At 71.5% G+C, this 19,071-nt stretch carries 14 protein-coding genes and 1 pseudogene; 7 read left to right on the plus strand and 8 right to left on the minus strand.

The window, feature by feature from the left end:
* The first annotated feature begins 174 nt into the window (after nt 1-174).
* Nucleotides 175-1,587 carry an MFS transporter gene (locus ACZ7EG_RS30240; protein WP_471085633.1) on the plus strand — a complete coding sequence of 471 codons (1,413 nt, stop codon included), beginning with the start codon at nt 175-177 and terminating at the stop codon, nt 1,585-1,587.
* 204 nt (nt 1,588-1,791) lie between these two features.
* On the plus strand, nt 1,792-2,349 hold the full coding sequence (locus ACZ7EG_RS30245) for a glycoside hydrolase family 25 protein (RefSeq protein ID WP_471085729.1): 558 nt from the start codon (nt 1,792-1,794) through the stop codon (nt 2,347-2,349).
* Nucleotides 2,350-2,450: 101 nt separating this feature from the next.
* On the opposite strand, the gene ACZ7EG_RS30250 is transcribed toward ACZ7EG_RS30245, so the two are convergent.
* From ACZ7EG_RS30250 to ACZ7EG_RS30280, 7 genes are all read right to left on the minus strand, one after another.
* Nucleotides 2,451-2,663 carry an EF-hand domain-containing protein gene (locus ACZ7EG_RS30250; RefSeq protein WP_471085636.1) on the minus strand — a complete coding sequence of 71 codons (213 nt, stop codon included), beginning with the start codon at nt 2,661-2,663 and terminating at the stop codon, nt 2,451-2,453.
* Between the two features lie 59 nt (nt 2,664-2,722).
* Complete coding sequence (locus ACZ7EG_RS30255) at nt 2,723-2,911, minus strand: hypothetical protein (RefSeq protein WP_471085639.1); 189 nt, start codon at nt 2,909-2,911, stop codon at nt 2,723-2,725.
* A 37-nt stretch (nt 2,912-2,948) separates the two neighbouring features.
* Complete coding sequence (locus tag ACZ7EG_RS30260) at nt 2,949-4,127, minus strand: YncE family protein (RefSeq protein ID WP_471085642.1); 1,179 nt, start codon at nt 4,125-4,127, stop codon at nt 2,949-2,951.
* Between the two features lie 76 nt (nt 4,128-4,203).
* The gene (locus ACZ7EG_RS30265) at nt 4,204-4,707 is read right to left on the minus strand and encodes an ATP-binding protein (RefSeq protein ID WP_471085645.1); all 504 of its coding nucleotides are present in this window, start codon (nt 4,705-4,707) and stop codon (nt 4,204-4,206) included.
* 274 nt (nt 4,708-4,981) lie between these two features.
* A complete protein-coding gene (locus ACZ7EG_RS30270; RefSeq protein WP_471085648.1) occupies nt 4,982-5,749 on the minus strand; it encodes an enoyl-CoA hydratase/isomerase family protein in 768 nt (255 codons plus the stop codon).
* A gap of 166 nt (nt 5,750-5,915) precedes the next feature.
* Complete coding sequence (locus ACZ7EG_RS30275) at nt 5,916-7,148, minus strand: L,D-transpeptidase (RefSeq protein WP_471085651.1); 1,233 nt, start codon at nt 7,146-7,148, stop codon at nt 5,916-5,918.
* A gap of 153 nt (nt 7,149-7,301) precedes the next feature.
* Nucleotides 7,302-8,546 (minus strand): L,D-transpeptidase, encoded by a 1,245-nt coding sequence (locus tag ACZ7EG_RS30280; protein WP_471085654.1) that lies wholly within the window; start codon nt 8,544-8,546, stop codon nt 7,302-7,304.
* Between the two features lie 189 nt (nt 8,547-8,735).
* Between ACZ7EG_RS30280 and glgX the strand changes: the two genes are divergently transcribed.
* The gene (gene glgX / locus ACZ7EG_RS30285) at nt 8,736-10,988 is read left to right on the plus strand and encodes a glycogen debranching protein GlgX (RefSeq protein ID WP_471085657.1); all 2,253 of its coding nucleotides are present in this window, start codon (nt 8,736-8,738) and stop codon (nt 10,986-10,988) included.
* Nucleotides 10,989-11,221: 233 nt separating this feature from the next.
* Here glgX and ACZ7EG_RS30290 read toward each other — a convergent pair.
* A pseudogene (locus tag ACZ7EG_RS30290) lies at nt 11,222-11,320 on the minus strand (DNA-binding response regulator); the annotation flags it as partial.
* Between the two features lie 232 nt (nt 11,321-11,552).
* On the opposite strand from ACZ7EG_RS30290, the gene ACZ7EG_RS30295 reads away from it, so the two are divergent.
* The 4 genes from ACZ7EG_RS30295 to ACZ7EG_RS30310 are packed head-to-tail and all read left to right on the plus strand — an operon-like array spanning nt 11,553 to nt 19,060.
* The gene (locus ACZ7EG_RS30295; protein WP_471085660.1) at nt 11,553-13,457 is read left to right on the plus strand and encodes an ABC transporter ATP-binding protein; all 1,905 of its coding nucleotides are present in this window, start codon (nt 11,553-11,555) and stop codon (nt 13,455-13,457) included.
* Nucleotides 13,454-15,328: an ABC transporter ATP-binding protein gene (locus ACZ7EG_RS30300; RefSeq protein WP_471085664.1), complete on the plus strand. Its 1,875-nt coding sequence runs from the start codon at nt 13,454-13,456 to the stop codon at nt 15,326-15,328. Before ACZ7EG_RS30295 ends, ACZ7EG_RS30300 begins: the two co-directional genes overlap by 4 nt.
* Before the next feature lie 43 nt (nt 15,329-15,371).
* A complete protein-coding gene (locus tag ACZ7EG_RS30305; RefSeq protein WP_471085667.1) occupies nt 15,372-17,291 on the plus strand; it encodes an ABC transporter transmembrane domain-containing protein in 1,920 nt (639 codons plus the stop codon).
* Nucleotides 17,288-19,060, plus strand: coding sequence for an ABC transporter ATP-binding protein (locus ACZ7EG_RS30310; RefSeq protein WP_471085670.1), 1,773 nt, complete (start codon nt 17,288-17,290; stop codon nt 19,058-19,060). The genes ACZ7EG_RS30305 and ACZ7EG_RS30310 overlap by 4 nt, the downstream gene beginning before the upstream one ends.
* Nucleotides 19,061-19,071 lie beyond the last annotated feature (11 nt).

Raw genomic sequence — 19,071 nt, forward strand, 5'->3', positions numbered from 1 at the left:
GCCCGACAGGAAGCAGCTACGCCGTCTCCCGTGGAGCGGCATCACCACCGACTCGCCCCCGGGGACGTCATGGCACCCCCGATCGCCGTCCCACATCGCGAGATGGCGACACCGGCAAACGAGACGGCTGACATCGTTGCAGTGACCATGTTTCACGCGTGAAAAGACCTGACGATGCCCCCATCTGCCCCCGGTTCCGCCCCGACACCCGTCAACTCGCGGTCCCGTGTCCTCGTCGCCAGCCTCATCGGCACGACGATCGAGTTCTACGACTTCTACATCTACGCGACCGCCGCGGTGCTCGTCTTTCCCGCGTTGTTCTTCCCGAGCAGCGACCCGACCACGGCGCTGCTGTCGTCCTTCGCGGTCTTCGGCGCCGCGATGGTCGCCCGCCCGATCGGCGCCGTCGTCTTCGGGCACCTCGGCGACCGGCTCGGGCGGAAGAAGACGCTCGTCGCCTCGCTCCTGACCATGGGCATCGCCACGTTCCTCATCGGCGTCCTGCCCACCTACGCGCAGGTCGGCTGGCCGGCCACCGCACTGCTCGTGCTGATGCGCCTCGCCCAGGGCTTCGCGCTCGGCGGCGAGTGGAGCGGCGCCGCCCTGGTCGCCACCGAGAACGCGCCCAGCGGCAAGCGCGCCCTGTACGGCACCTTCCCCCAGCTGGGCGCCCCGCTCGGCTTCATCATCGGAAACGGCCTGTTCCTGGCCATGGGCGCGCTGCTGCCCTCCGCCGCCGGCGCCGACCCCTCGCAGCCCTCCGAAGCCTTCGTCAGCTGGGGCTGGCGCGTGCCGTTCCTGTTCTCCGCCGTGATGGTCGCGATCGGCCTGTGGGTGCGCTCCCGGCTCGTCGAGTCGGCGGTCTTCGCCAAGACCCGCGCGTCGGGCGGGGTGCGGCGGCTGCCGCTGGCCACCGTGGTGCGCGGCCACGGCAAGCAGCTGGTCCTGGGCACCTTCATCATGCTGGCCACCTACGTGCTCTTCTACCTGATGACCACGTTCTCACTGAGCTACGGACGCACCGCGCGGGACGCGGCCGTGCCCGGGCTGGGGTACGACTACACCACGTTCGTCCTCATGATGATCTTCGGCGTGCTGTTCTTCGCCGCGTTCACCCTGGTCTCCGGACCGCTCGCGGACCGCTACGGCCGGCGCACGACCCTGATCTGGATCACCGCCGCGATCGTGGTCTTCGGTCTGGTCTGGGTGCCGCTGATCGAACTGGGCACCCTCGGCGTGGTGCTGTGGCTGGTGCTCGGCTTCACCCTGATGGGCATGACCTTCGGCCCCATGGGCGCGCTGCTGCCGGAGCTCTTCCCGACCAGCGTGCGCTACACCGGCTCCGGAATCGCGTACAACGTCAGCTCGATCCTGGGGGCGGCCGTCGCGCCGTTCATCGCCGTGGCGCTGTGGCAGGCCGGGGACGGCTCGCCCTGGCTGGTGGGCGTCTACCTCTCGGCGATGGCGGTGCTCACGCTGGTCGCGCTCCTGATCGGCAAGGAGACCAAGCACCTCTCCCTCGACTCGGGCGAGGCCGTCTCCGCCACCGATGCGCCCGCTTCCCCGGTCACCTCCTCCGCCCCCTGAATCCGCCCTCCGTTCACGAGCGCCGGGCGCGAGCCGCCTCACGCCCGGCGTAGGGCCGCCGCAGCGGGGGCATCACCACACTCCGGACCCGGAGGACCTCCGCCCCGCACTCGACCTACGTCGCCGTTTCCACGTCAGCCGACGGCAGCCCGTGCCATGGTGGTCGAACTCCCCCTCCCCCACATGCACTTCAGGGAGACCCCCATGCTGCGCGGCATCGACGTGAGCGCCTACCAGAGCTCCTCCTACGACACCGACGGCCTCTCCTTCGTCTTCGTGAAGGCGACCGAGGGCCGCTCCTACGTCAACCCCAAGCTGGCCGCCCAGACCAAGCGCGCCAGAGACGCCGGGCTGGTCGTCGGCTTCTACCACTTCCTGTGGCCCGGCAATCTGACGGCCCAGGCCGAGTACTTCCTGAGCAAGGCCCCCGAGCGGGCGGGCGACATCCTCGCCGTCGACTGGGAGACGACCGGCAGCGGCACCCACGCGAGCAACGCCGAGAAGGACCGGTTCATCCGCAAGCTGAAGGACCTCCGGCCGAACCATCGGGTCGTCCTCTACGCCAACCGCAACTTCTGGCTCAACGTCGACACGACCTCCTGTGCGGGCGACGGCCTGTGGATCGCCGACTACGTCTCGGCGGGCAAGCCCCGCATCAAGGCGAAGTGGCGCTTCCACCAGTACACCGACGACCCGCTCGACAAGAACGTGGCCCGCTTCGAGAGCAGGGCGGCGCTGCGCACGTGGGCGGAAGACGCCTGACCTGCCGCGGACGTCCGGCCTCCCGTGTTCCGGGTACGGCGAGGGGCCCGGTCCGGGATCGCGGAACGGGCCCCTTCGCTCGCGGCCGGCGAGCGGTGCGGCTACTTGCTCAGGTAGGCCCAGAACTCGTCGAAGCTCAACTGCTTGTCGCCGTCGAGGTCGCGGGTCTTGATGACGACCTCGGCGACCGACTCGGTGACGTTCCAGTCACCCGACCGGGCCAGGGCGGTCTTGAACTCGGCAGCGGTGATGAATCCGTCCCCGTCCGTATCGATCCGCTCGAACTGCTTGCGTGCTTCCTCGATGTCCGCCACCGATCCGCCCCTCATCTCGTGCTGTGCGTCCTGCTGACGCAGGTCTGACGGAGGTCAGGTTAACCGGCCGTGCGCGCCTCCAGCGCGGCGACCACCCAGGCGAACTCCTGGTGGTACGCCGCCCCGGGCCCGGTGCCCTTCACCGCGGCGGGCAACTCCCGGTACCGGGCCACCCGGTGGGTGGCGTGCGCCCGCAGCCGGGTCAGCACGACGGCCGGATCGGCGTCCCCCAGCAGCTCGCCCAGCACCTCGGCCGCCTCCGGTCCGGCCGCCGTGGGCCCGGGCTCACCGGAAGACGCCCGTGTGACCGAGCGAGTAGCGGCCGGGCTGGGGGTAGACCGCGAGGCCGTGCGGGCCGTTGCCGACCGGGATGCGGGCGAGCTGGGTGCCGGTGCGGGTGTCGACGGCGTACACCTCGGCGTCGTAGCGGCCGGACAGCCACAGCACCTTGCCGTCGGCGGAGACACCGCCCATGTCGGGGCTGCCGCCGTCGGGCAGCTGCCATTTCCTGGTCAGCTTGCCCTGAGTGAAGTCGAAGATCGAGATCGTGCCCTCGCCGCGGTTGGTCACGTACATCTCGCGCGAGTCGCGGCTGACGTAGAGGCCGTGGCAGCCCTTGCCGGTGGGCATCAGGGTGGGCTCGGTGAACCGGTCGCCGTCCAGGACCCACATGCCGTGGGCCATCATGTCCGCGATGTAGAACCTCTTGCCGTCGGGCGAGACCTTCACGTCCTGCGGCATGGCGCCGTCGAACGGCAGCCGCTGCTGACCGACGACCTCCATCTTCTCGGTGTCGACCTTCAGCAGCTCGCCGCTGAACTCGCAGGAGACGATGAAGTAGCGGCCGTCGAGGGAGAAGTCGGCGTGGTTGACGCCGTAGCAGGAGACCGGGACGGTTTTCTTGATCGCCATGGTGTGCGGGTCCCGGAAGACCAGCTCGCGGTCGAGGGAGGCCATGACGACGGCGTATCTGCCGTTGGGCGTGAAGTACAGGTTGTACGGGTCGTGGACCTCGACGTCCTTGCCGGCCTTGCCGGTCTTGGGGTCGATCGGGGTGAGGGTGTGGCCGCGGTTGTTGTTGACCCAGAGCGTCTTCAGGTCCCAGGAGGGCACGACGTGCTGGGGTTGCCGGCCCACCCGGATCGTCTCGGTGATCTCGTACGTCTTGGGGTCGATGACGGTGACCGTGTCGGACTCGGTGTTGGGGACGTAGACCCGGGACGGGAAGTCCTTGACCACCGGGGACAGCTTGTTCGGGCGGTCGGCCGCGTACACGTCCTCGGGGTCCAGGACGGGCGGCATGCCGGGCAGGCCCTTCACGGGCTTCTTCTCGGGCGGGAGGGGCACGGCGGCCTTGGTGCCGTGTCCCTCGGGGGTCCGTTCCCCGCTTCCGGTGCCACAGGCGGCGAGGACGGCGAGGACGGCACCCGCGACCAGGGTGCTCTTGACGAGATGGGGGCGCATTGCACCATTTAATGGGCGCCCGGCGGAGGAACGCATGATTCGTCCGTCCGGCGACCGGGTGAGGCATCGGGCGTGCTCAGCGGTCGGAGACCCGCATCTCGAACCAGGTCGTCTTGCCCCGGGGCAGGAGGTCGACCCCCCAGCGGTCGGCCAGCTTGTCGACGAGGAACAGGCCACGGCCGCTGATGTCCATCTCCTGGACCGGCATCAGGCACGGCAGCCCGCGGGAGGGATCGCGGACCTCCACGCGGATCCAGCCGCGGCGCCGGTGCAGGCGCAGCCCGAAGACACGGGCGCCGGTGTGGCGTACGGCGTTGCCGACCAGTTCGGAGACGAGCAACACCGCGTCCTCGGTGGTCTTGGGGGTGAGTCCCCAGTGGCGCAGGATCACGACCTGGGTGAGCCGTCTCGCGGTGGCCGCGGACTCGGGGCGGGACGGCAGTGGAACCTCTGCCTCCGTCGGGTTGCCGTACAACTCCAGCGCTTTGAGCGCGTATTCGTCCTCGACGGTCGGCGACCAGCGTGCCGCGGCCGCATGTGCGTGTCCCCGCGGCTGTTCCATACCCTCCAGCCCCGCCATGCCCCCATCATGGCCGTCCGCAGCACCCGACGGGGCCGTTCCCGGGGAATACGCCCCGGGGAACGGACGGCGGACCGGCGATCATCCGTCATATGCTGCAGGCATTTCGAAGCCCTCGGCACCCCGCCTGAACTGCTGGAACGTTGCCTTCCGGGGTAATCGCCGGACTCTCCCGTTCCGGCACGCTTAAGGTTGCCTTAAGGCTCACATAAACCGCCCCATCGAGGGACCCCGGGTCAGACACCGCGTCAATTGCAAGCCCCTGTGGGGATGTTCAGAGGAACTTCGCCTTGCCCGGCCCCTCCTCCACGAAGCTGCGCATCCCGCGCTCACGGTCCTCGGTGGCGAACAGTCCCGCGAACCAGTTCCGTTCGATCGCGAGGCCCGTGTCGATGTCCGTCTCCAGACCCGTGTCGATCGACTCCTTCGCGGCGCGCAGCGCGAGGGCCGGACCCTGAGCCAGCTTCGCGGCCCAGGCGTGCGCCTGGGCGTACACCTCGCCGGTGGGGACGACCCGGTCCACCAGGCCGATCTCGCGGGCTTCGTCGGCCTTCACCATCCGGCCCGTGAAGATGAGGTCCTTGGCCTTGGAGGGGCCGACCAGGCGGGCCAGGCGCTGAGTGCCGCCGGCGCCGGGGATCAGGCCGAGCAGGATCTCCGGCTGGCCGAGCTTGGCGTTCTCGCCGGCGATGCGGAAGTCCGCGCACAGGGCGAGTTCGCAGCCGCCGCCCAGCGCGTAGCCCGTCACGGCCGCGACGACCGGCTTGGGGATCCTGGCCACCGCCGTGAACGAGTCCTGCAGGGCACGGGAGCGCAGCACCATCGCGGTGTGGTCCATCGCCTGCATCTCCTTGATGTCCGCGCCGGCCGCGAACACCTTCTCCCCGCCGTAGAGCACCACGGCCCGGACGTCCTCGCGCCGCGCGGCCTCCTCGGCGAGTTCCTTCAGCCGGTCCTGCGTGGCGATGTCCAGCGCGTTCATGGGCGGGCGGTCGAGACGGATCGTGCCGACGCCTTCAGCGACTTCGAGAGAGACGGTCATAGGCAGCAGGTTAACGGGGACTAACAGGATTGGGGCCGGTGCGGTGGGTCACACCGGCCGGGGGTCCGGGGTCGCCCCCGGGCCGGCACGGCAGGGGACTCACGCCCAGGGCCCCGGTGCGGTGGGTCACACCGGCCGGGGCCCTCGTGTCCTACGCGAATGAGAACTACTTCTTCCACTTCTCCCAGGACATGTTCCAGCCGTTGAGCCCGTTGTCCGGGTCGACGATCCGGTCCTCGGAGTTCTTGACGACCACCACGTCACCGATCATCGAGTGGTTGAAGAACCACGCGGCCGGCACCTTCTTGTCCCAGCCGCCGCGCACGTCGCGCAGGCCGATGCAGCCGTGGCTGGCGTTGTAGTTGCCGAAGGCGCCGCTCGCCCAGTAGTTGCCGTGCAGGAAGGTGCCGGAGGTGGTCAGGCGGACGGCGTGCGGGACGTCCTTGATGTCGTACTCACCGCCGTAGCCGACCGTCTCGCCGTTCATCCGGGTGACCGTGAGCATCTCGCTGATGACCATCTGGCCGTTCCAGGTCTCCATGCCGGGCTGGCCGGTGGTGACGGGGACGGTCTTGATGGTCTTGCCGTCCTGCATGACCTTCATCGTGAGCTTCTTGGCGTCGACCACGGAGACCTGGTTGCGGCCGATGGTGAACTTCACCGTCTTGTCCTGCTCGCCGTAGACGCCGGAGCGGCCCTCGACGCCGTCGAGGTTCAGGTCGACGGTCACCTTGGTGCCGGGCTTCCAGTACTTCTCCGGCCGGAAGTCGAGGCGGTCGTTGCCGAACCAGTGGCCCTCGACGTCGACGGCCGGCTCCGTCTTGATGCGGATGGCCTTCTCGACGTCCTCCGGTGCCGTGATGCCCCGGGAGAAGCGTATGGAGAACGGCATCCCGACGCCGACCTTGGAGCCGTCCTCGGGGGTGAAGGTGCCGATGAAGGTGTTCTTCGGGGTCAGTGTGGTGAAGCCGGCGTCCTCCGCGGCCGTGCGGCCCTCGGAGTCCTTGGCGACCGCGTGGACCGTGTACTTGGTGGCGCCGGCCAGATGGATGGACGGCGTCCAGCTGGCGCCGTCCCCGGATATCTCGCCGTCGACCTTCCTGCCCTCGGCGTCCTTGACCTCGACCTCGGTCAGCTTCCCCTTCGTCGCGGTGACCTTCAGCGCACCGCTCGTGTCGACGGACTTGGCCCCGTCCTTGGGGGTGATGCCGACGACAGCCTCGGACTGCTTGCTCTGTGCGCTGCCCGAATCCTTGCCGTTGCCGCCGCCCTCGCCGGAACCGGAGCCGCTTCCCCCGCCGCCGCACGCCGTGACGGCGAGCAGCAGCACGCCGATCGCCGACGCGAGCACTCCGTTCCTGCGCCCAACCGACGCCCCCGATATCGGTCGCCCGTTCACGTGGTTCTCCCCTCCCAGGGCCTGGTCAGACCCGCACCCCGCGCGTCCCCCGCGCGTCGGCGCATATTAACCACAAGGCACCGGGCACCGGCGGCCTGCGATTGTCACCGTTCGGTCCCAACGGATCACAGGTCAACCCACCCCGCTGTCCGGTTACTTCACCGCACTGCCTGCCTTCCATGCATTCCAGCCCATATTCCATCCTCCGAGCCCGTTGTCCGGAGAGACGGTTTTGTCATTGCTGTTGACGACCTCCACCACGTCCCCGACGAGGCTGCGGTCGAAGAACCAGCCGGCCGGGGTGTCCGAGCTGCCGCCCTTCACATCGCGCAGTCCGATGCAGCCGTGGCTGACGTTGGTGCGGCCGAACACGGAGTGGTGCGCCCAGTAGTTGCCGTGCAGGAAGGTGCCGGAGTCGGTCAGGCGCATGGCGTGCGGGACGTCCGGGATGTCGTACTCGCCCTTGCCGTCGCGCTTCTTGAAACCGACCGTGGCGCCGTTCATCCGGGTGACGTCGAGCATCTCCGTCACCACCATCTTGCCGTTGTACGTGGTGTTCCCCGGCGCGCCCGCCGTGACGGGCACGGTGGCGAGGGGCTCTCCGTCGCGCCGGACCTCCATGGAGTGCGCGGCGGCGTCGACCACGGAGACCTGGCTGCGTCCGACGGTGAACGAGAAGGTCTTGTGCTGCAGGCCGTAGACGCCGGGCGCGCCCTCGACGTCGCGCAGACGCAGGGCGACGGTGACCTGGGTGCCGGGTTTCCAGTAGTCCGCGGGGCGGAAGTCGAGGCGGGTCCTGCCGAACCAGTGCGGGCGGATCTCGACGGCCGGGCGGGCGGTGACCCGGATCGCGCGTTCGACGGCGGCGCGATCGGTGATCTCGCGGCTGAACTCCAGGGAGACGATCATGCCGGTGCCGACCGTGGCGCGGTTCTCCGGGGCGACGTAGCCGATGAAGCGTTCCTCGGGGACGTAGGTGGTGAAGGTGGTGTGCCGGGCCGAGCGGCGCCCGTCGCCGCCCACCGCCACCGCGTCGATCGTGTACTTGGCGGCCAGCGCGAGCTGCTGCTCGTCGGGTTCCCAGGTCAGGCCGTCGGCGGAGAGGTGCCCGGGCACCCGGGACTCCTGCGCGTCGTGCGACCTGACGACCTTCACCTTCTCCAGCCGGCCGTCGGGCACACGCACCCGCAGCTTCCTGTCGGGGCGCACACCCCTGCTGCCGTCGTCGGGCGAGACCTTGATGACGTCCTCGGGCGCCGGGGGCGCGCCGAACGCCCCGGTGATCCCGCCCGCGTCGTCCGAGGTACACCCCGTGGCCCCGGCCAGGAGCCCTGCCCATGTCACTACGGCGGCCAGCGCGGCCCTCGCGCGCCGCGCGCGCCCTTGTACGTGCCTCACGCGGTGCCCAACGACCGGCCGCGTCCCCGGGAAACGACCATGCCCGCCCCCGGGGAAACGTGAGTGCGACCCACGCTCTGGGCAGAACAGTGGGGAGGACGACGCGCAGGGGAGCCGCGACCCGGGCCGCAGCACAGGGCCGTACCCCTCTGTCCCCCGTCGTCCCACGAGCCGGTGGGAGGCTGACAGGTGTCCAGCGCAGCCGAGCAGGAGGCGGTGGCCGGTCATCGGGCCACCGGGAACGGGCGCCAGGCCGCCGCCGTGAACGGCGCACGAAGGGCCGCGCCGCCGCCCATCGTGTCCGCGTGGCCGGGTGCGCCGACCCCGCTGGGCGCCCGGTTCCGGGTCGGTCCGGACGGGGTGGCGGGCACCAACTTCGCGTTGTGGGCGGGCGGGGCCGAGGGCGTCGAGCTGTGCCTGTTCGACGAGGCGGGCAAGGAGTCGCGGGTCCGGCTCGCCGAGCTGACCCACGAGATCTGGCACGGCTTCGTCCCGGGCGTGCTGCCCGGGCAGCGCTACGGCTACCGGGTGCACGGCCGCTGGGACCCGTGGACGGGCGCCCGCTGGAACCCGGCGAAGCTGCTGCTCGACCCGTACGCCCGCGCCGTGGACGGGGACTTCGGTCTGCCGCCGGAGGTGTACGGGCACGTCCGCGACTGGCCGCAGCAGCACGTCGCCGACACCGTGCGCGACGACCGGGACTCGGCGCCGTACGTGCCGAAGGGCGTCGTCGTCCACGATGACGACGACTGGGCCGACGACCGCCGCCCGAAGACGCCGTGGGCCGACTCGGTGATATACGAACTGCACGTCAAGGGCTTCACGCAGCTGCACCCGGGCGTCCCCGAGGAGTTGCGCGGCACCTACGCCGGTCTCGCGCACCCCGCGGCGATCGAGCACCTGGTCGAGCTGGGCGTGACGGCGGTGGAGCTGCTGCCGGTGCACCAGTTCGCGCACGAGGACCACCTGCTGCGCAGAGGTCTCAGGAACTACTGGGGCTACAACTCCATCGGCTACTTCGCCCCGCACGCGGGCTACGCGGCCTCCGGGACGGCCGGGCAGCAGGTCGGCGAGTTCAAGCGGATGGTGCGCGCCCTGCACGCGGCGGGGATCGAGGTCATCCTCGACGTGGTCTACAACCACACCGCGGAGGCGGGCGAGCTCGGTCCGACGCTGTCCCTGAAGGGCATCGACAACCGGGGTTACTACCGCCTCCAGGACGACCCCCGGCGCTACGCCGACTACACCGGATGCGGCAACACCCTGCATGTGGTCCAGCCGCACGTCCTGCGCCTGATCACGGACTCGCTGCGCTACTGGGTGACCGAGATGGGCGTGGACGGCTTCCGCTTCGACCTGGCGGCGGCGCTGGCCCGCTCCATGCACGACGTCGACATGCTCTCCCCGTTCCTGGCGGTCATCGCCCAGGACCCGGTGCTACGCCGGGTGAAGCTGATCGCCGAGCCGTGGGACGTGGGGTCGGGCGGCTACCAGGTGGGGGCGTTCCCCCCGCTGTGGACGGAGTGGAACGACCGGTACCGCAACGCCGTGCGGGACTTCTGGCGGCATGCGCTGCCGGATGTCCGCGAGATGGGCTACCGCCTGTCGGGCTCCAGCGACCTGTACGCCTGGGGCGGGCGCAGGCCGTACGCGTCCGTCAACTTCGTCACGGCGCACGACGGTTTCACCCTGCGCGACCTCGTGTCCTACGAGCGCAAGCACAACGAGGCCAACGGCGAGGGCAACCGGGACGGCACGGACGACAACCGGGCCTGGAACTGCGGTGCCGAGGGCGAGACGGACGACGAGGGCGTACGGGCGCTCAGGCGCCGCCAGCTCAGGAACCTCCTGACCACGCTGCTGCTGTCGACGGGCGTGCCGATGCTGGTCGCGGGCGACGAGCTGGGCCGCACCCAGCGCGGCAGCAACAACGCCTACTGCCAGGACAACGAGATCAGCTGGGTGGACTGGGAGCTGCTGGAGGACCCGGGCTGGCAGGCCCTGTTCGCGCTGACCTCCCGGCTGATCGCGCTGCGCCACCGCCACCCGGTGCTCAGGCGCCGGGCGTTCTTCTCGGGCCGGGCGCAGACCGCGGACGGGCTGCGCGACCTGGCCTGGTTCACGTCCCGGGGCACGGAGATGACGGAGCAGGACTGGTACGCACCGGCGGCCACACTCGGCATGTACCTGTCCGGCCGGGACATCCCGGGCCGCGACGAACGCGGGGAGCAGATCCTCGACGACAGCTTCCTGGCCGTCCTGCACGCGGGCGAGGGCCCGGTGAACTTCGCGCTGCCGGGGCCGCCGTGGGCCGAGCGGTACGAGGTCGTCGTGGACACGAGCCTGGAGGAGCAGGGGGAGGCGCCGGGTGTGGAGCACCGCGCGGGGACGGAGATCACGATGCCGGCACGGGCGGTGCTGCTGCTGAGGGTGGCGGGCTGATGCATCGTTTCGCCACCGGCCGGGAGAGCGAGACCGGGCCATGCCGACCCGGGCGGTACTGCGCCGCGGGGCGGCCCGAGGCGCCGTTTCGCCGGTCGGCCGGGAGGCGATGCCGCGCTGTGTTGCGGCTCGTTGCAGGTCCGTGAACCCGCAGGCCGACCTGGCCCGGACCGACCGGAGCGGCTCGCCGAGCTCAAGGCCGTTTCGGAGAAGACCGACCGAACCCCGCTGCGCTACCCCGCCTGGCCGAGGATCCCCCGCTCGTACGCCGTCGCGACCGCCGCCGCACGGTCGTTGACGCCCGGCTCGGCGTACAGGTGGGAGAAGAGGGTCCCGGTGAGGCGGGGCCCGGCACATCGGCCGTCGCGCTCGAACGGACATCGACCGATCGGCTGATGCGGCCGTACGACCCGGCAGGTGCAGCCGTACCGCCCGTCGAACGCTCCCTGGAGCTCCCGGCTTCGCTCGAGCGGGGAGTACCCCCAGGTCGTAGGGCCGAGGACCGAGCCGGTCCGGCGGAAACTCGGTGGGCAGTGTCAGTGGCGATCCGTAGGCTCGCTGCTGATGGCCACGACACACGCCCCCGCCCAGGACCGTTCCGCCGTGCGCTCGTTGCTCCGCCTGTGGCCGTACGTGCGGCCCGCGCGGGTGCGGCTGTTCAGTGCCGCTTTCGTCGCGATACTCGCCTCCTGCGTGGGCCTGGTGATCCCGCTCGTCCTGAAGTGGATGGTCGACGGGCCGATCGCCGGTCGTGACCCGGCCGGGGTGTGGCTCGGCGCGCTCTATCTGCTGCTGCTCGGCTTCGCGGAGGCCCTGCTGTTCGGGCTGCGGCGGTGGCTGGTGGCCCGTCCGCTCACCCACGTGGAGGCGTCCATGCGGGCGGGGCTGTACCGGCACCTCCAGCGGCTGCCGGTGGCCTTCCACGACCGGTGGGCCTCGGGGCAGTTGCTGTCCCGAGGCACCACCGATCTGATGCTGCTGCGCCAGTTCCTCGCCTTCCCTCTGACGTTCCTGCTGGTCAACGGAGTGACGATCGTCGTGGGCGTGGTCATCATGCTGCTCCAGGACTGGACGCTGGGGCTGGTCGTCCTCGGACCCGCCGTGCCCGTCATGGTCACCTGCCTGGTCTTCGAGAAGCGGTACGCGCAGGTGGCCCGGCGGGCCCAGGACCAGGTCGGCGACCTGACGACGGTCGTCGAGGAGAGCGTGCTCGGCATCCGCATCATCAAGGGCTTCGGCCGCCACCGGAGCCAGGCCCGGGCGTTCCGGGACCTGTCGCGGACGCTGCGCGGCACGGAACTGCGCAAGGCGCGGCTGCTGGCGACGATCTGGGGCGTCATCGTGACGCTGCCGGAGGTGGCGATCGGGGCGGCGCTGGTGGTGGGGGCCGTCCAGGTGGCCGACGGTGCCCTGTCGGCGGGGACGCTGGTGGCGTTCCTGTCGACGGCGCTGGCGCTGCGGTGGCCGGTGGAGTCGATCGGGTTCCTGCTGGCGATGAGCCAGGAGGCGGCGACGGCGACGGAGCGGTTCTTCGAGGTGATGGACGAGGAGGTCGAGCACACCGCCTCCGATACGCGCACCGCCCCCGAGCACACCGCCTCCGATACGCGCACCGCCCCCGAGCACACCGCCTCCGATACGCGCACCGCCCCCGAGCACACCGCCTCCGGTACGCGGACCGGCGCGAAGGACCCGCAGGACGCGGGTCTGCGCTTCCACCACGTCCGGTTCCGCTACCCGGACGCCCCGCCCGGTTCCCCTCCCGTCCTGCAGGACATCGACCTGCACATCCGCCCCGGCGAGTCCATGGCCCTGGTCGGGGCCACCGGCAGCGGCAAGACCACCCTCACCGCGCTCGTCCCCCGCCTCTACGAGCTGACCTCGGGCCGCATCACGCTCGACGGCGTCGACATCACGGAGCTGTCCGGAGAAGCGCTGCGCACCAAGGTCGCCGTGGCCTTCGAGGAGCCCACGCTGTTCTCGGCCGCGGTCCGCGACAACGTTCTCATGGGCGCGAAGGACACCGCCGGCACAACGGATCTGGAGCGTGCCCTCGCCGTCGCCCAGGCCGAGTTCGTGCATGCCCTGCCCCAGGGGACGGACACTCAGGTGGGCGAGCAGGGCCTCAGTCTCTCCGGTGGCCAGCGCCAGCGCCTCGCACTGGCCCGGGCCGTCGTCGGGCAGCCGGAGTTCCTCGTCCTGGACGACCCGCTGTCGGCCCTGGACGTACACACCGAGGCCGCCGTCGAGGCCGCCCTGCGGCAAGTGCTGGCGGACACCACCGCCTTGATCGTCGCGCACCGCCCGTCCACCGTGCTGCTCGCCGACCGCGTCGCGCTGCTGTCCGGCGGCCGGATCGCCGCGGTCGGCACCCACCACGAACTGCTGCGCACGAACGCCGAGTACGCGCATCTGATGTCAGGGGAACTGCCAGGGGAATTGTCAGGGGAAGAGGAGGGCGCACGATGACGGCGGCCACCGGCGCACCGGCCGGCAACAAACCCGACGACCGACCCGACGACCCACCCGGCGATCGTCACGCCGCCACCGGCGACCCCTTCGACCACGATGTCCTGCCCACCCCGCCGGGCGCCACCGGGGCCCTGCTGCGCTCCCTGCTCGCGCCCATGAAGGCGCGGGTCGCGGTCACGACGCTCCTGCTGCTGCTCCAGCAGGCGGTCGTGCAGGCGGGCCCGCTGCTCGTGGCGTACGCCATCGACCGCGGCGTGCCGGCGTTCCGCGCGCAGGACCACGGGCCGCTGATCGCGGTGGGCGTCGGGTATCTGGCGTGCGCGCTGGCCGCGGGCGGACTGCAGTTCGCGTTCGTCGCCGCCGCGGCCCGGGTCAGCCAGGACGTGCTGCTCGACCTGCGCGGCCGGATCTTCCGCCACGCGCAGGCGCTGAGCGTCGACTTCCACGAGCGCTACACCTCGGGCCGGCTCATCTCCCGCTCCACGACCGACGTGGAGTCACTGCGCGAACTGCTGGACGAGGGCCTCCAGGAGCTCGTGACGGTGATTCTGTCCTTCGTCTACATCTCGGCGATGCTGCTCTGGCTCGACCTGGGGCTCGGGGGCGTGGCGGTGGCGTCCCTGGTGCCGCTGTACGGGCTCGTGCGGTGGTACCAGCGGCGGGCCGGGCGGGTGTACCGGGCGCGGTCGACCGCCATCGCGGCCGTGATCGTCAAGTTCGTCGAGACGATGAACGGCATCCGCCCGGTGCGCGCCTTCCGTCGGGAGTCCGCCAACGACGCGGACTTCGGCGAGCTCAACCGGCGGCACGAACGGGTCAACGGCGACGCGCTGCTGGAGATGGCCCGCTACGTCACCGGCTCCCGCCTGGTCGCCAACACGGCGGTCGCGGCGATCGTCCTGTGGGGCGCCCACCGAGTCGCGGACGGCACGCTGGCCCTCGGTGTGCTGGCGGCGGCCGTGCTGTACCTGCGGCGGCTGTACGACCCCATCGACCGGCTCGGGATGTTCCTGAACTCCTACCAGTCGGCGGCGGCCTCGCTGGAGAAGATCGCCGGCCTGCTCGCCCAGATGCCGTCGGTCCCCGAGCCGGCCGCCCCCCGGCAGCTCCCGCCGCTCGAGGGCGAGCATCCCGGCCGCGAAGTGGTCTTCGACGGCGTCCGCTTCGGCTACCGCACCGGCGGCGAGGTGCTGCCCACGTTCGATCTGACCCTGCCGGCCGGGCAGACGGTCGCGGTCGTGGGGTCCACGGGCGCCGGCAAGTCGACGCTGGCCAAGCTGCTGGCCCGGTTCTACGACCCCTCCGGCGGCCGGGTGCTGCTGGACGGCGTCGACCTGCGCGACCTCCCCGTGCCGGAACTGCGTCGCGGGGTGGTCATGGTGACGCAGGAGGCGTTCCTGTTCTCCGGCACGGTCGCCGACAACATCGCGATCGGCCGCCCGGACGCCACCCGCGAGGAGATGGAGCAGGCGGCGAAGGAGATCGGCGCGCACGACTTCATCAGCTCCCTGCCCGACGGCTACGACACCGACGTGCGCAAGCGGGGCGGCCGGATCTCCGCCGGGCAGCGGCAACTGGTCGCGTTCGCCCGGGCGTTGCTGGCCGACCCGGCGGTGCTGATCCTCGACGAGGCGACCAGCTCGCTGGACATCCCCGGGGAGCGCGCGGTGCAGCGGGCCATGACGACGGTGCTGAAGGGCCGCACGGCCGTGGTCGTCGCGCACCGGCTGTCGACCGTGGAGATCGCGGACCGTGTTCTGGTGATGGAGCACGGCCGGATCGTGGAGGACGGCGAACCGGCCGCCCTCATCGCGGGTACGGGCAGGTTCGCGGATCTGCACCGGGCGTGGCGGGACAGTCTGGCCTAGGGCGGCGGCGGAGGGCGGAGGGCGGAGGGCGGAGGGCGGGCAGATGATCGACGCGTACGAGGACCCCGGCACACCCGATCACCGCGGCGGCGCCCGGTACCTGTGGTGGCTGGTCATGCGGCAGCCCGGGCGGTGTGCCGCCGGGGCGATGTTGGGCAGCGTGTGGATGGTGCTGCTGGCGGCCACGCCCTATCTGATGTCCCGGGCGATCGACGACGGTCTGGAGCCCGGGGACATGAGCGCGCTGGTGCTCTGGAGCGGCGCGCTGTTCGCGGTGGGGGCCTTCAACGCCTGGCTGAGCATCATGCGGCACCGCACCATGACCCGGGTCCGTATGGACGCGAACTTCCGCACGGTGAAGGTGGTCGTCGGTCAGGCGGTCCGGCTCGGGTCGTCCCTGTCCCGGCAGATGGGCGCGGGTGAGGTCGTCACGATCGGTGTGGGTGACGTCCAGACGATCAGCCAGTCCCTGACGGTCGTCGGCCCCGGCGTCGGCGCCGTCGTGGCCTGTCTGGTCGTGGCCGTCCTGCTGATCTCGGTCTCTCCACTCCTCGCCGCGGTCGTCCTGCTCGGCATTCCGGTCCTCGTCCTGCTGGTCGGCCCGCTGCTCGGCCGGCTGCAGGGCTCGGAGGCGGAGTACCGCGAACGCCAGGGCGTCCTGACGGCCCGTATCGGCGACCTCGCCGGTGGCCTGCGGGTCCTCGCCGGCCTCGGCGGCAAGGACCTGATCGCGGACGCCTTCCGCCGGGACTCCGGGCGGCTGCGTGAACAGGGCTACCGCGTCGGCGCGGTGACCAGCTGGGTCCAGGCCCTGGGCATCGGCCTGCCGACCCTGTTCCTCGCGGTGGTGACCTGGCTCGCGGCCCGACTGGCCGCGCAGGGTGACATCACCGTGGGCGAGCTGGTGTCGGTCTACGGCTATGTGGCGGTCCTGGTCGGCCCGGTGTCCTTCTGGGTGGAGTGCGGCTACCAGATCAGCCGCGGTCTGGTGTGCGCCCGGCGGGTCGTACGGTTCCTGCGCCTGGAGCCGGTGCCCGACACCGGCACCCGGGACGCCCCGTCCGAACCCTCGGTGCTGCACGACCCCGAGTCGGGCGTGCTCATCCGGCCGGGCCGCATGACGGCGCTGGTGGCGGAGCACCCCGCGGACGCCACGGCCGTCCTGGACCGCCTGGCCCGCTACGCCCCGTCGAACGCCATGTGGGGTGACACTCGCCTGGACGACATCGCCCTGACCCAGGTCAGGTCCCGCATCCTGCTGGCGGACCACGAGGCGGACCTGTTCGCCGGAACCCTGCAGGAGATGGTGGGACCTGTGGTCGGGGGCGCGGGGAACCGCGCGACCGGCCACGGCACCCCCGCAGCCGCCGGGCGGCACGCCGCGGCGACCCGCAAGGCGCTCCACACCGCCGCGGCCGAAGACATCGTCCAAGCCCTCCCCGACGGCCTGAACTCCCCGATGACCGCCCAGGCCCGCAACCTCAGCGGCGGCCAACGCCAGCGCATCCGCCTGGCAAGAGCCCTTCTGGCCGACCCGGAGATCCTCCTCACCGTCGAACCCACCTCGGCCCTGGACGCCCACACGGAAGCCACGGTCGCCTCCCGGCTCGGCGCGGCACGACAAGGCCGCACCACGGTCGTCACCACCACCTCCCCCCTGGTCCTCGACCACGCGGACATCGTCCTCTTCCTGCAAGGCGGCAAGGTCGCAGCCACCGGCACCCACCACGAACTCCTGGAATCCAGCCCCGGCTACCGAGCCGTCGTCGCAAGGGACACCGGGGCACGGGACGCCGAAGAACGGGCCACCGGAGCACGAGACGCAGGGGCACGGGCCACCGGAGCACGGGCCACCGACGCACGAGACGCAGGGGCACGGGCCACCGACGCACGAGACGCCGAGGCACAGGCCACCGGAGCACGGGCCACCGACGCACGAGACGCCGAGGAGGCCCTGGGATGACCCGCACCCAACTCCCCGTCGCCGCACGGCCGGACGTCCGGCGCGCGATGGTGGGCCTCGTACGGGCGGACACCCGGGTCTTCTGCACGGTCCTCGGTCTCAACGCCCTGGCCGCCCTGGCCGGTCTGGCCGGGCCGTGGCTGCTCGGCCGGATGATCGACGACGTACAGGCGGGCCGCGGAGTCGGAGCCGTGGACCGGCTCGCCCTCGCCCTGCTCCTGTGCGCCCTCGCCCAGTTGCTCCTGGCCCGTTGGGCCCGCTACGCGGGCCACCGCTTCGGCGAACGGACCCTGGCCCGCGTGCGGGAGCGGTTCGTGGACCGCGCCCTCGCCCTGCCCGCCTCGGTGGTCGAGCGAGCCGGCACCGGCGACCTCACCGCCCGCGGCACCTCCGACGTCACCACCGTCGGCAACACCCTGCGCGACGCCGGACCCGTCCTGCTCGTCAACCTCGTCCAGTGCCTGTTCCTGATCGGCGCGGTGTTCCTCCTGGACCCCCTGCTCGGCGCCCTCGGCGTGCTCGGACTCACGCCGATCCAGGCGGCGTTGCGCTGGTACCTGCGCCGGGCCCGGGACGGCTATCTCGCCGAGGGCGCGGCCACCTCGGACGTCGCGGAGATTCTCGCGGCGACCGCGTCCGGCGCCCGCACGGTCGAGGCGTTCCGCCTGGAAAGGCAGCGCACGGCCGCGAGCCGGGACGCCCTGGAGACCTCCCGCCGCACCCGCTTCCACACGCTCCACCTGCGCAGTGTGTTCTTCCCGGCGGTGGAGGTGTCGTACGTCCTGCCCGTGGCCGGTGTGCTGGTGATCGGCGGCGTGCTGCACTCCTCGGGCGCGATGAGTCTCGGGGCGGTGGTGGCGGCGGCCCTGTATCTGCATCAGCTGAGCAACCCGCTGGACGAGATCCTGGTCCGGGTCGAGCAACTGCAGAGCAGCGGCGCCTCGTTCGCCCGGGTGGAAGGGCTCGCCCGGGCGCCGCACGCCGGCGGGGAGGGCGACTGCCCGGATCCCGACGGTGACCGGATCGACGTCGTCGGGGTGCGCTACGCCTACGACGGGGGCGTCGAGGTGCTGCGCGGTGTCGATCTGACGGTGCGGCCCGGGGAGCGGCTCGCCGTGGTCGGGCCGTCCGGGGCCGGCAAGACCACGCTGAGCCGGCTGATGGCGGGCATCGACGCGCCGACCGCGGGCTCGGTGACGGTCGGCGGCGTGCCGGTCGTCGGGCTGGGGCCGGAGCGGCTGCGCCGTCAGGTCGTCCTGGTCACCCAGGAGCACCACGTGTTCCTCGGCTCGGTCCGCGACAACCTGCGGATCGCCGAACCGGCCGCGGACGACGAGCGGTTGTGGGAAGCGCTGGCCGTGGTCGGCGCCGATACGTGGGTGCGGGAGCTGCCGCAGGGGCTGGACACCCCGCTGGGCCAGGGAGGTCGCCGTACCGACGGCTCGCAGGCGCAGCAACTCGCCCTGGCCCGCGTGGTGCTGGCGGACCCGCACACGCTGATCCTCGACGAGGCGACCGCGCTGCTCGACCCGACGACCGCCCGGCACACCGAGCGGGCCCTGGCCGCCGTCCTCGAGGGGCGCACCGTCATCGCCGTCGCGCACCGGCTGCACACCGCGCACGACGCCGACCGGGTGGCGGTGATGGAGGACGGCCGGCTGACCGAACTCGGCACGCACGACGAGCTGGTGGCGGCCGGCGGAGCCTATGCGGCGCTGTGGCGCTCCTGGCACGGAGATCCGCCCGACGACGGTGAAGCGTCCGTATAGCGAACATGAAC

The sequence above is a fragment of the Streptomyces sp. NPDC037100 genome, from assembly GCF_055606225.1.